Annotated in this window: 9 protein-coding genes; 5 read left to right on the top strand and 4 right to left on the bottom strand. The window is 64.4% G+C overall.

Annotated elements, in window-relative coordinates:
• Positions 1 to 205: 205 nt before the first annotated feature.
• Positions 206 to 895 (bottom strand): IMPACT family protein, encoded by a 690-nt coding sequence (locus tag QRN45_RS04160; RefSeq protein ID WP_241707781.1) that lies wholly within the window; start codon positions 893 to 895, stop codon positions 206 to 208.
• Between the two features lie 22 nt (positions 896 to 917).
• On the opposite strand from QRN45_RS04160, the gene coaE reads away from it, so the two are divergent.
• From coaE to QRN45_RS04145, 3 genes are all read left to right on the top strand, one after another.
• Positions 918 to 2,138 (top strand): dephospho-CoA kinase, encoded by a 1,221-nt coding sequence (coaE, locus tag QRN45_RS04155; protein WP_241707780.1) that lies wholly within the window; start codon positions 918 to 920, stop codon positions 2,136 to 2,138.
• 45 nt (positions 2,139 to 2,183) lie between these two features.
• Entirely contained in the window at positions 2,184 to 4,271 is a 2,088-nt protein-coding gene (gene uvrB / locus QRN45_RS04150; RefSeq protein WP_241707779.1) for an excinuclease ABC subunit UvrB, read from the top strand.
• 181 nt (positions 4,272 to 4,452) lie between these two features.
• Positions 4,453 to 5,487 (top strand): TerC family protein, encoded by a 1,035-nt coding sequence (locus QRN45_RS04145; protein ID WP_078108784.1) that lies wholly within the window; start codon positions 4,453 to 4,455, stop codon positions 5,485 to 5,487.
• 58 nt (positions 5,488 to 5,545) lie between these two features.
• Here the strand turns inward: QRN45_RS04145 and QRN45_RS04140 are convergent, their stop codons facing one another.
• The 3 genes from QRN45_RS04140 to QRN45_RS04130 are packed head-to-tail and all read right to left on the bottom strand — an operon-like array spanning position 5,546 to position 9,955.
• The gene (locus QRN45_RS04140) at positions 5,546 to 6,880 is read right to left on the bottom strand and encodes an alpha/beta fold hydrolase (protein WP_241707840.1); all 1,335 of its coding nucleotides are present in this window, start codon (positions 6,878 to 6,880) and stop codon (positions 5,546 to 5,548) included.
• Positions 6,881 to 6,908: 28 nt separating this feature from the next.
• A complete protein-coding gene (locus QRN45_RS04135; RefSeq protein ID WP_241707778.1) occupies positions 6,909 to 7,409 on the bottom strand; it encodes a GNAT family N-acetyltransferase in 501 nt (166 codons plus the stop codon).
• Between the two features lie 20 nt (positions 7,410 to 7,429).
• A complete protein-coding gene (locus QRN45_RS04130; protein WP_241707777.1) occupies positions 7,430 to 9,955 on the bottom strand; it encodes a DEAD/DEAH box helicase in 2,526 nt (841 codons plus the stop codon).
• 57 nt (positions 9,956 to 10,012) lie between these two features.
• On the opposite strand from QRN45_RS04130, the gene QRN45_RS04125 reads away from it, so the two are divergent.
• Both QRN45_RS04125 and QRN45_RS04120 read left to right on the top strand, forming a co-directional pair.
• A complete protein-coding gene (locus tag QRN45_RS04125) occupies positions 10,013 to 10,792 on the top strand; it encodes a trans-aconitate 2-methyltransferase (protein ID WP_241707776.1) in 780 nt (259 codons plus the stop codon).
• A 138-nt stretch (positions 10,793 to 10,930) separates the two neighbouring features.
• A complete protein-coding gene (locus QRN45_RS04120; protein WP_241707775.1) occupies positions 10,931 to 12,673 on the top strand; it encodes an ABC transporter ATP-binding protein in 1,743 nt (580 codons plus the stop codon).
• The last annotated feature ends 40 nt before the right edge of the window (positions 12,674 to 12,713 follow it).

Genomic DNA, 12,713 nt, shown 5'->3' with positions numbered 1-12,713 from the left:
GACATGCCCATCGTTCGCAGCAAGGACTGGGCATATACCCACTATGTCCAGTGGTGGTGGTCGGGGGAGAGCATGTCCCTGCGTGGAAGCCCAGCCGTGTCCCGGGTCCCCACGGGACATGCCCATCGTTCGCAGCAAGGACTGGGCATATACCCACTATGTCCAGTGGTAGTGACAAGGGGTGGGCATGTCCCTGTGTGGAAGCTCAGCCCTGGACGTCGACCCATTCCGTTCCACGCAACTGGAGTCCCGAGGCGCCTGCGGTCATGGATGCAAGCCGCTCACCGGCGTCGGCGATTGCGTTTGCATCATCGGGCAGGGCCACGCGCAGGATCGTCTCTGAGGGCCCGTAGCTTGTTTCGGCCATGACGTAGCCCGCGGAGCGCAGATCGTTTTCCAGCTTTCCGGCCGCGTGGTGGGGCACCGGGATGTCGCACATCCGCAGGCGACGCCGCTGAACCAGGGGAGCGGAGTCCAAAGCGGCCGAGACTGACTCGGAGTAGGCACGGACCAGTCCGCCGGCGCCCAGGAGGATCCCGCCGAAATAGCGGACGACGACGGCGCTCACGTCGCTGAGGTCAGTCACCCCGGGCAGTGTCTCGCGTTTGATGAGCGCCTCGAGCATGGGGATGCCGGCAGTTCCGGAGGGCTCGCCGTCGTCGTTGGAACGCTGGATGGCGCGATCAGGGCCCAGGACGAATGCCGAGCAATGGTGCCGGGCGTCATGGAATTCCTTGCGCAGTCCGGACGCCAACGCGCGGGCGGCATCCTCGTCGGAGGCGCGGCGCAGCACGGTGATGAAGCGCGAACGCTTGATCTCGAGTTCATGGCGGAAACCGTCACCGGGGGCCAACGTTGTGTACGAGGTCGCCCGGCTTTCTTCCTGTTCTGCCACCGACCCAGTCTAGTGTGGAGGGGTGCTGAAGATTGGACTTACCGGCGGGATCGCCTCCGGCAAATCACTCGTGTCCGCCCGGCTGAGGGAGTTGGGCGCCGTCTTGATCGACGCCGACGCTCTGGCACGCGAAGTCGTGGAGCCGGGCACGCCGGGCTTGGCGGGCGTCGTGGCCGAGTTTGGTGAAGACATCGTCGACGCCGGGGGTCGCCTTGACCGTGCACGCCTCGGCGCGATTGTCTTCGCTGAGCCCGATCGCCGGGAAGCACTCAACGCGATCATCCATCCGCGCGTGAGGGAGCGGGCTGCCGGGATGCTCGCGACCGCGAAACCCGGAGACATCGTCGTCCAGGATATTCCGTTGCTGGTCGAAACCGCGCAGGGGAGCAGTTTCCACCTGGTGCTGGTGGTCGACGCCCCGGACGGGGAACGGATCCGGCGCATGACGGAGAACCGCGGCATGACAGCCGAGGACGCGGTCTCCCGCATGGCCGCTCAAGCCAGCAGGGATGAACGGTTGGCGGCGGCCGACATCGTGTTGGACAACTCGGGAAGCGTGCAGGACATCACCGCACTCGTGGACGCCTTGTGGGAAGAGCGATTGGTCCCGTTCGCACGCAATCTTGCGGCCGACCGGCCGGCGCCACGAACCAGCGGCCCCGTATTGTCACCGCCAAACCCCGACTGGCCGGTCCAGGCTGAACGTCTGCTTGCCCGGATCCGGCGGGTATCTCCTGAGGTCCTGGGTGCAGACCATATCGGTTCGACGTCGGTTCCCGGCCTTCCTGCAAAGGACGTCATCGACCTGCAAGTGAATGTGTCCTCGCTGGACGCCGCCGACCGGATAGCCCGGGCCCTGGGCGAGGCCGGCTTCCCGTTGCGGGAGGCCTCAGCCCGCGACACCCCCAAGCCGCCTGACCTGGATCCATTGGCATGGCAAAAACGCTTCCACTGCAACGCCGACCCCGGACGGCCCGCCAATGTCCACGTCCGGGTCCTTGGAAGTCCGGGGTGGCGTTATGCCTTGTTGTTCCGCGATTGGCTCCGCGCCAACCCCGACGCCCTGCGCATGTATGCGGACCTGAAGCACGAGCTCGCCGCGCTCCACGCCGGAGACCGCAGGACCCTGGCGTACGCGGAAGCCAAGGAGCCGTGGTTCACCGAGGTCGCCTGGCCGCTCATGGACTCCTGGGCCGGAAGCAGCGGCTGGCACCCGCCGTCGTACTCCGCGGCGCAAGCCTAGAAAACGCGGACAGTAACTGTCCGCGGGCGGGGGTACATTGGATTCATGAGTCTTGCCCAGGAGATCAACCGCGTCGTCGCGCCCTTTGAGGTCATCAGCGAATTCAAGCCGGCAGGTGACCAGCCGGCCGCCATTGCGGAGCTGACTGAACGGATCAACAACGGCGAAAAAGACGTCGTGCTGCTCGGCGCCACCGGTACGGGCAAGAGCGCCACCACTGCCTGGTTGATCGAGCAGGTCCAGCGGCCCACCCTGGTGATGGTCCAGAACAAGACCCTTGCCGCGCAGCTCGCCAACGAGTTCCGGGAACTGCTGCCCAACAACGCGGTGGAGTACTTCGTTTCGTATTACGACTACTACCAGCCCGAAGCCTACGTTCCGCAGACGGATACGTTCATTGAGAAGGACTCCTCCGTGAACGAGGAAGTCGAGCGGTTGCGGCACTCGGCTACCAACGCGCTGCTGACCCGCCGGGATGTCATCGTGGTGGCTACCGTTTCCTGCATCTATGGCCTCGGCACCCCGGAGGAATACATCGCCGGAATGGTCACGCTCACCAAAGGCGCCGAAATGAACCGGGACGATCTCCTGCGCAAGTTTGTCGGCATGCAGTACACCCGCAACGACATGGACTTCCACCGCGGCACCTTCCGCGTCCGCGGAGACACCGTGGAAATCATCCCCATGTACGAAGAGCTGGCCCTGCGCATCGAGTTCTTCGGCGACGAGATCGAGAACATCTACACGCTGCATCCGGTCACGGGCGATGTCATCCGCGAGGAAACCGAGATGTACATCTTCCCGGCCTCGCATTATGTCGCCGGTCCGGAACGCATGTCCCGCGCCATCACCGCCATCGAGGGGGAACTCGCCGAGCGGCTCAAGGTCCTCGAAGGCCAGAACAAGCTGGTGGAAGCCCAGAGGCTGCGCATGCGCACCACGTACGACCTCGAGATGATGCAGCAAATGGGATTCTGCAACGGCATCGAGAACTACTCGCGGCACATCGATGGCCGCGGCTCCGGCACGGCCCCGCACTGCCTCATCGACTACTTCCCGGACGACTTCCTGCTGGTCATCGACGAATCCCACGTCACCGTTCCACAGATCGGCGCCATGTACGAAGGCGATATGTCGCGCAAGCGCACCCTCGTGGACCACGGCTTCCGGCTGCCTTCCGCGATGGACAACAGGCCGCTCAAATGGGATGAGTTCCTGGAGCGGGTGGGCCAGACCGTCTACCTTTCCGCGACCCCCGGAAAATATGAGCTCGGCAAGGCCGACGGGACCGTCCAGCAGATCATCCGCCCCACCGGGCTGATCGATCCCGAAGTCATCGTGAAGCCCACCAAGGGCCAGATCGACGATCTCCTCGGGGAAATCCGGACCCGGGTGGAGCGCGACGAACGCGTGCTGGTCACCACGCTGACCAAGCGCATGGCCGAGGACCTCACCGACTACCTGCTGGGCCATGGGGTCAAGGTCCAATACCTGCACTCCGACGTCGACACCCTCCGGCGCGTGGAACTGCTCCGGGAACTCCGCATGGGCAGCTTCGACGTCCTGGTGGGCATCAACCTGCTCCGCGAGGGCCTCGACCTGCCCGAAGTGTCACTTGTCAGCATCCTCGACGCCGACAAGGAAGGCTTCCTCCGTTCTGCCACGTCCCTCATCCAGACCATCGGGCGCGCGGCCCGAAACGTCTCGGGCCAGGTCCACATGTACGCCGACCGGATCACCGACTCCATGGCCAAGGCCATCGAGGAAACCAACCGCCGCCGGGAAATCCAGGTCAAGTACAACACGGACAATGGTGTGGATCCGCAACCGTTGCGCAAGAAGATCGCAGACATCACCGATCAACTTGCCCGCGAAGACGCCGACACCCGCGAGTTGCTGGCCGCAGCCGGAAAGGGCGGCCGGACCGGCAAGGGCAAGGGCGCTTCGAAGGTCCGTCAAGACGGCCTGGCCGCGGCGCCGGCCGAAGACCTCGTGGGTCTGATCGAACAACTGACCGAGCAGATGCATGCGGCCGCCGCCGAACTCCAGTTTGAGATCGCAGCGAGGATCCGTGACGAGGTGGGAGACCTCAAGCGCGAACTACGCCAGATGCAGTCCGCCGGGCATGCCTAGGGTAAAGTTGGGCCTACGTAGGGGAGTATCCCAAGCGCTAAGTCCGTCAACACGCAAGGCACAGACGCCTCGCCGGGCCTAGCGGATCGCCGTTTGAGCGTTGATTGCCTATTGAGCATGGACACGCAGGCAGGTCGGAGAGACTTACGCCGTTTTGGCGTACCTGCGAAAGGCATTCTTGATGCAACTCCCCGCCTGGTTTGAGATCGGCTCCTTCGTCGTTCTCGGAATCATCCTCCTTGTCGACCTTCTTTTGGTGATCAAACGTCCGCATGAACCCTCCATGAAGGAAGCAGGCCTCTGGGTCGCCTTCTACGTCACCCTCGCTTTGGTGTTCGCCGGGGCGATGTTCGCGTTTGCCGGCCCGGAGCATGGCAGCCAGTTCATCGCCGGTTGGGTGACCGAATACAGCTTGAGTATCGACAATCTCTTTGTCTTCATCATCATCATGGCGCGGTTCTCGGTGCCCCGTAAGTATCAGCAGGAAGTGCTCATGGTGGGCATCATCATTGCCCTGGTCCTGCGCGGTATCTTCATTGCCCTTGGCGCCGTGGTGATTGAGCAGTTCAGCTGGGTCTTCTACATCTTCGGCGCGTTCCTGCTGTGGACCGCATGGAAGCAGGCCACGGACAACGGCGAAGACGAGGAAGACGCCGCCGAAAGTCCGCTGATTGCCCGCATCCGCAAAGTTGTCCCGATGTCGGAGAAGTTCGACGGCGGCAAGCTGAGGACCACGGTCGACGGCAAGAAGCTGTTCACTCCCATGCTGATCGTCTTCGTGACCATCGGCATGACGGACCTCCTGTTCGCCGTGGATTCCATTCCGGCCATTTTCGGACTGACACAGAGCGCCTTCATCGTCTTCACCGCGAACATCTTCGCCCTGATGGGCCTTCGCCAGCTGTACTTCCTGCTGGGCGGACTCATGACCCGCTTGATCTACCTCAAGCACGCCTTGTCGGTCATCCTCGCGTTCATCGGCGTCAAGCTGGTCCTGCACGCCATGCACGTCAATGAACTGCCGTTCATCAACGGCGGCCACCATATTGACTGGGCGCCGGAGATCCCGACCTATGTGTCCCTGGCGGTCATCATCGGCACCATCGTGGTGGCGGTTGTCGCGAGCCTGCTGACCCCGGCGGCTGCGAAATCCAAACTGGATGCCCGGCTCGAGGAGGACTCCCGCAAGAGCATGAACAAGGTCAGCGGCCACTAACAACCGCCGAGCCATTGACACAGCAGAACTGAGCCCCGGTCAGCGCTTTGGCCTGGGCTCAGTTCTGGCCGCGGGCCATTCCCAGGAGCCGGTTGAAGATTCCTTCCCCGTCTTCGCCGATGCCGTCGTGGTGAAAGTCTCCGGTGGTCCAGGCACGCAGTCCGCGTACCGCCGCGGCGGTTTCCATGGACAGCTGGAAGTCGACATAGATGTCGTCGCGGTACACGGCAGCCGCGACCGGCACGGTGTTCGCTTTCAACCGGGACACATCGTAGAGCGGTTTCCAGTCTTGTTTGGCGGCCAACAGCGCGGCTACTTCCTGAAGGGGCACAAGCGCCGGATCCTGCTCGAAGTACCAGGGGTAGACCATTTCGCCGGTCAGGAGCGGCTCTGCGGCGTCGGGACGGAATTCCGGGAATTCCGAGCCCACCCGCCACGCCGCCCAGTCGGTGGCCTGGCCCTGGCCGTAGATGGACTCGTGCAACACCGCGTACAGCGGATTCGATGCGCGGGAGACCAGCCCGTGGACCTGTTCGAGGAAGGCGTCGGAGAGCCGTTCTCCGTCGGGCGTGGGCACGAACGCATCCTCCAGGAGGGTGTGCAGGGCATCCACCCGGGCGTTTCCGCCCAGGAACGATCCCACCATTTGGAAGCGCTCCGGAGTGAGTGGTTCCCCGCTGGGCAGCCGCTCCTCCGTGGACTCCAGATGCCGCGCAATCCGGGTGACCAGGCCGCGGTCCTCGGGGTACCACGCGAAGTATTCCGCGTTACGTTCCGCAACCCGTTGGAAGGTTGCCCGGTAGACCCGCTCGGCCGGGCCTTCCAACGGCGCCAGCCCGCCCGTGATGAGCACTTCGCTCAAGCCTTCCGGCGCGAAGGACAAGTAGGTCAGCGCGCAGAAACCGCCGAAGCTCTGGCCAAGGACGGTCCACGGCTCCGAGCCCAGCGCCTTCCGGATGAGTTCGGCGTCGGCGACGATCGAGTCCGCCCGGAAATGCGCGAGGTAGCCAGCCTGCGCTGCCGCGTCGCCCCGGAGCGGCAAGGTGTTGCGGTCCGCCGGCGTGGACAGGCCCGTGCCGCGTTGGTCCAGCATCAGGATGCGGAAACTCCTTGCGGCAGCCTTCATCCAGCCGGACAGGGAGGTGGTCCGGGTGCCGCGTCCGCCGGGGCCGCCTTGGAGGTAGAGCAACCACGGCAGCCGGTCCGCGTCCTCTTCCGAGTGCTCGGCAGAGACGATCTCCCGCGCGAAGACGGTGATCGTTTTCGCGTTGCCTGGAGCTTCTTCACCTCCGGACGCCCAATGGTCGAGCGGGACGGTGAAGAAATGCTCGGTGGTGCGGACACCCCGGAATTCGTGCCTTGCCCGGATGGTGTGCGCCGCTTGCCCAACCATGGGCTCAGCGAGACCCCCGACCGTGCGCTCAGCCACGGGCCATGACCTTGTCATCGCTGCCGAAGGCGCCCAGGGCGTCGCCGCTCAGGCGGAACGTGGACCAGCCGTCCATCGGAACGGCACCGAGGTTGCGGTAGAAGTTGATGGACGGTTCGTTCCAGTCCAGGACGCTCCATTCGACCCGCGCATAGCCGCGTTCGACGGCGGTCGCGGCCAGGTGCCGCAGGAGCGCCTTCCCGTGGCCCTCGCCTCGCGCAGCGGGAGTGACGTAGAGGTCCTCGAGGTAGATGCCGTGGACGCCTTCCCACGTGGAGTAGTTCAGGAACCACAAGGCAAAGCCCTGGACATCCCCGGCCGCGTTTTCCGCCATGTGTGCGTACACCCGCGGATTTTCGCCGAACAAAGCCTCGGTGAGCATTTCCGGCGTGTTCTTCACGGCGTCGGGCTCTTTTTCGTAGACCGCAAGCTCGTGGATCATCTGCAGGATCGCGGGAACATCGGATAATGTGGCTGGGCGGATAACACTCATGATTCGAGCTTACTAGGCGCCTAGAGACGGTTGACCGCGGTCACCCTGACCACGGCCGTGCCGCTCTCGTCGGAGGCTGCCAGGTCCACTTCGGCGGACACGCCCCAGTCATGGTTGCGGGCCGGGTCATCGAAAATCTGCCGTACGCGCCAGACGCCGGGTTCCTCGGTGATCATGAGGAGTCCCGGGCCCCGGGCATCGGGGCCGGTTCCGATGTCGTCGTGTTCGTCGAAGTAGTCGTCCAAAGCGTCTTCCCAGCGTTCCGCATCCCAGCCGCTGCCGGCGTCGAGCTCGCCCAGGGCGGCCGCATCCTCGTCCGCGAACAACTCAACGCGCCGGAACATTTCGTTGCGGACCATGACCCTGAAGGCGCGGATGTTGGACGTGAGCGACGGCGGCGCGGGAGGCGGAGCGTCGTGCGGCGTCGGGGCCACCCCGGAGGTAAGCTCTTCCCACTCGTCGAGCAGGCTCGAGTCGACCTGGCGGACCAGTTCACCCAGCCAGGCGATGAGGTCCTCGAGGTCTTCGCGAAGGGAGTCCTGGGGGACGGTCTGGCGCAGGGCCTTGAACCCATCGGCCAGATACCGCAGCACGATCCCTTCGGAGCGGGCGAGCCCATAGAACTGCACGAACTCACCGAAATTCATGGCGCGCTCATACATGTCGCGGACCACCGACTTCGGAGCAAGCTCGAAGTCGCCCACCCAGGGTGCAGCCTTCCGGTACACCTCAAACGCTTCGCCGAGGATCTCCGCCAACGGCTGGGGGTAGGTGACCTCTTCGAGCATCGCCATTCGCTGGTCGTAATCGATGCCATCGGCCTTCATCGCGGCGACGGCCTCGCCGCGTGCCTTCTTCTGCTGCGCAGACAGGATCTGCCGTGGCTTCTCGAGGGTTGACTCGATCACGGACACCACGTCCAAGGCGTACGACGGCGACTCCGGATCCAGGAGTTCGAGCGCGGCAAGCGCGAACGGTGAAAGAGGCTGGTTCAGCGCGAAGTTGGCTTGCAGGTGAACGGTCAACCGCACGGAGCGGCCTTCTTTCTCCTGCTCGGCCTCGGGAATGCGTTCGACCACGCCGGCTGCCAGCAGCTCGCGGTAGATGCCCAAGGCCTTCTTCATGAGCTGCAGCTGGGCGGGGCGCGCCTCGTGGTTTTCGGTCAGGAGACGACGGGCAGCGGCGAACGGGTCGCCAGGGCGCTCCATCAAGTTGAGCAGCATGGCATGGGTCACGGTGAAACTCGAGGTCAACGGGTCCGGCACGGACTCCACCAAACGGGTGAAGGTGGGCTGCCCCCAGGACACGAAGCCTTCCGGCGGCTTCTTCCGCACGACCTGCCTCAGCTTCTTCTGGTCGTCGCCGAACTTGGCGGTGGCCTTTGCCATCGCCTTCGCGTTTTCCACGACGTGTTCGGGAGCCTGCACCACGACCGTTCCGGCAGTGTCATAGCCCGCACGGCCGGCGCGGCCCGCGATCTGGTGGAACTCCCGGGAGTTCAGCAGGCGGGTGCGGACGCCGTCGTACTTGCTGAGCGCCGTCAGGAGGACAGTGCGGATGGGAACGTTGATCCCGACGCCGAGCGTGTCGGTGCCGCAAATGACCTTCAGGAGTCCTGCCTGTGCCAATTGCTCCACGAGGCGGCGGTACTTCGGCAGCATGCCCGCGTGGTGGACGCCGATGCCATGGCGGACCAGCCGGTTCAGGGTCTTGCCGAAGCCGGCGGCGAACCGGAAACCGGCGATCAGCTCGGCAATCTTGTCCTTCTCCTCGCGGGTGCACATGTTGACGCTCATGAGGTTCTGGGCACGCTCGATGGCCTCGACCTGGCTGAAATGCACCACGTACACGGGAACCTGCTTGGTGCTCAGCAGCTCCTCCAGGGTTTCGTGGACCGGCGTTTCCTGGAAGTAGTAATGCAGCGGGATGGGCCGTTCGGCCGAACTCACGGTGGTAGTGGACCGCCCGGTGAGTTCGCTCAGGCCGGCTTCGAAGCGGCTGACGTCTCCCAGGGTGGCCGACATCAGCAGGAACTGGGCCTGGGGGAGCTCAAGGAGCGGCACTTGCCACGCCCAACCGCGCTGGGGATCGGAATAGAAGTGGAATTCGTCCATGATGACCGTGCCGAGCTCGGCCTCCTTGCCTTCGCGCAAGGCGATGTTGGCGAGGATTTCTGCGGTGCAGCAGATGATCGGGGCGTCCTGGTTGACTCCCGAATCACCGGTGATCATGCCCACGTTCTCCGCTCCGAAAATGTCGCAGAGGGCGAAGAACTTCTCGGAGACCAGGGCCTTGATGGGGGCCGTGTAGTAGCTGCGCAAGCCGCGGGACATCGCCTCGAAGTGCGCGGCGATCGCCACGAGGGACTTTCCAGAGCCGGTGGGGGTCGCCAGGATGACGTTGGAACCGGACGCTAGTTCCATGATGGCTTCGTCCTGGGCAGGGTACAGCTGGAGCCCGCGGCTCTCCGTCCATTCGACGAAGCGTGTGTAGATTTCGTCCGGGTCAACGCGTGCGCCGTCGGTGAGCTGCTCAAGAAGTTTCATTGCCTTCCAGCTTAGTGTGGGTGGAGCAGACGACGGAGACCGACGATGGAGCATGCAGTGAAGTGGGATCCAGCCAAGTACGTCGAGTTCGGCAATCACCGTGACCGGCCGTTCTTTGACCTGGCCTCGAGGATCCTGGCGGAGGATCCGCGGCACGTCGTGGACCTGGGCTGCGGCCCGGGGAACCTGACGGCGACGCTCGCGACGCGGTGGCCCCGCGCCGCCGTCGTCGGGCTGGACTCCTCAGCGGACATGCTGGCCAAAGCCCACGCCCTCGCTGCCGCGCACCCTGCTCTTTCGTTCGTGCACGCCGACATCGCCGGGTGGACGCCGGAAGCGGACACCGACGTCGTCGTCAGCAACGCGGCGTTGCAATGGGTGCCGGGCCACTTGACGATGCTCGCCGCGTGGCTTGAAGCGCTGAAACCGGGAGCCTGGTTTGCGCTCCAGGTCCCCGGAAACTTCGGTGCGCCGTCCCACGTGCTCATGCGCGAACTGGCCGCCTCGCCCGAATGGTCCGGGAAGCTGTCCGGCGTGCTTCGCCACGACGACGCCGTCGGGGAACCGGCCGACTACCTGCGGATCATGCTCGACGCCGGATGCGCAGCCGACGCTTGGGAAACGACCTACCAGCAACTTCTGCCGGGAGCCGATCCGGTCCTGGAGTGGGTGCGGGGAACCGGCCTGCGTCCGGTGCTCGCAGCCCTCCCCGAAGCCGAAGCGCGCGCTTTCGAAAACCACTACGCGGCGGCCCTCCGCGAGGCCTATCCACGGGGGCGGCACGGCACGCTGTTTGCGTTCCGCAGGATTTTTGCGGTGGCACAAAAACAGGGCTGAGCCGGCCCAGGTCCAAAGGACTCCGGAAACGCCCTGATGACAAGGATTCGCACTGTGATCTGAACTACAATGGCAACGCGATCCAGGGGCGGCATCGTGTGAAATCCGCGGCTCCGGAGGCCAACGATTGGAGGCAATGTGCTGGCATCCTTGCTGTTGCAGCGCCTGGCTCCCTACAAGAGCCACGTCTTGGCCATCGTTCTCCTGCAGCTTGTCCAGACCGGCGCCACACTCCTCCTGCCCACCTTCAATGCCAAGATCGTCGACGACGGCCTCGTCGCCGGGAACAGCGGGGTGATCCTGCGCCTCGGCGGGTGGATGCTGGTCCTCACGGTCATCCAGGTGCTCGCCGCCGTGCTGGCCGGCTACCTTGGAGCCATTGTCGCCATGAAGGTCGGCCGCGGACTGCGGCAGGAACTGTTCGACAAAATACATTCCCTGCCGGACCAGGACGTGGCGGCGTTCGGACCGGCCAGCCTTGTGGTCAGGACCACCAACGACGTCCTGCAACTGCAGAACATCACGGTGCTCGTTTTGAGCATGCTGGTGGCAGCTCCCGTCATGGGTATCGGCGGCGTGATCCTCGCCGTCGAACAGGACGTGGCCCTGTCCTGGATCGTTTTCGCGATTGTTCCCGTGCTGCTGCTCATCATGCTGTTGATAGTGCGCAAGCTCGTCCCGCTGTACCGCGAGGGCCAAAACCTGGTGGACCGGATAAACGGCGTGCTCCGCGAACAGATCCTGGGGACCGCGGTCATCCGGGCATTCGTCCGCCAGCCCTTTGAGATGAAACGGTTCGAGGCCGCCAACGACGCCTTGACAAAGAACAATCTCCGTTCTGCCCGGATCGTCGCGGCCATGCTTCCGCTCGTCATGATCGTGGTCAACCTCTCCTCCGCGGGCGTGGTCTGGCTCGGCGGCCACCGCATCATCGCCGGAGACATGCAGCTGGGTGCACTCACGGCGTTCATCGCCTACATCATGCAGATCCTCCTTGCGATCATGATGGCAATGTACGTGTTGAGCACGGCGCCCCGCGCGGCTGTCAGCGCCGAGCGCGTCACCGAGGTGCTCAACACGGATTCCGAAACGGTCTTGCCGGGCAACGGTGCCGGCGGGTTGGTCCGCCCCGCGAGGCCCGAAGGCTTGCGCTTCGAGAATGTCGTTTTCGCCTACCCTGGAGCCGAAACGCCCGTACTCGACAGCATCACCTTCCATGCGGCTCCGGGGACCACGACGGCGGTCATCGGCTCCACGGGAAGCGGCAAGTCGACCATCGTCAGCCTGGTGCCGAGGCTGCTCGAGGTGAGCAGCGGAAGCATTTCGCTCGATGGCCGGGACATTGCCGGGGTTCCCCTCGGGGCCTTGCGCGAGCAGCTCGGCGTCGTGCCCCAGGAGAGCTGGTTGTTTCGCGGAACCATCGCCGAGAACCTGCGGATTTCGCTGCCCTCGGCCACGGATTCCCAGTTGTGGCATGCCCTTGAAACCGCGCAGGCAGCGGATTTCGTGAATGAGCTGCCGCAAGGACTGGAAACCATGTTGTCCCAAGGCGGCGCCGGGCTCTCCGGCGGCCAGCGACAGCGTTTGTGCATAGCCCGCGCCATTCTGCGCCCGGCATCCGTCTACCTCTTTGACGACAGCTTCTCGGCGCTGGACACCGTCACGGAAGCAAAGCTCCGTGCCGCGCTTGAGCCGGAACTGCGCGGGGCAACCATCATCATCGTCGCCCAACGCGTCAACACCGTGGTGTCGGCGGACCAGATTCTGCTCATCGACGAGGGCCGCCTGGTGGCGCGGGGGACCCACGACGAACTTCTTGGTTCCTCGGAAACCTACCGGGAAATCGTGGCGTCCCAGCTGGAAACGGAAGAAGCCGCGTGAGCAGCGCAAGCGAGCTCCTCGCCGTCACAGGGAAACCATC

The sequence above is a fragment of the Arthrobacter sp. efr-133-R2A-63 genome, from assembly GCF_030209795.1.
GTDB lineage: Bacteria > Actinomycetota > Actinomycetes > Actinomycetales > Micrococcaceae > Arthrobacter > Arthrobacter bambusae_A.
Note: the sequence above shows the minus strand (reverse complement) of the source record. Positions and strands in the feature narration are given on the sequence as shown.

Excerpts from the sequence above, each read along its gene's own strand:
- uvrB (WP_241707779.1), top strand. The coding sequence starts at position 2,184 with ATGAGTCTTGCCCAGGAGATCAACCGCGTCGTCGCGCCCTTTGAGGTC.
- QRN45_RS04145 (WP_078108784.1), top strand. The coding sequence starts at position 4,453 with ATGCAACTCCCCGCCTGGTTTGAGATCGGCTCCTTCGTCGTTCTCGGA.
- QRN45_RS04140 (WP_241707840.1), bottom strand. The coding sequence starts at position 6,880 with ATGGTTGGGCAAGCGGCGCACACCATCCGGGCAAGGCACGAATTCCGG.
- QRN45_RS04130 (WP_241707777.1), bottom strand. The coding sequence starts at position 9,955 with ATGAAACTTCTTGAGCAGCTCACCGACGGCGCACGCGTTGACCCGGAC.
- QRN45_RS04135 (WP_241707778.1), bottom strand. The coding sequence starts at position 7,409 with ATGAGTGTTATCCGCCCAGCCACATTATCCGATGTTCCCGCGATCCTG.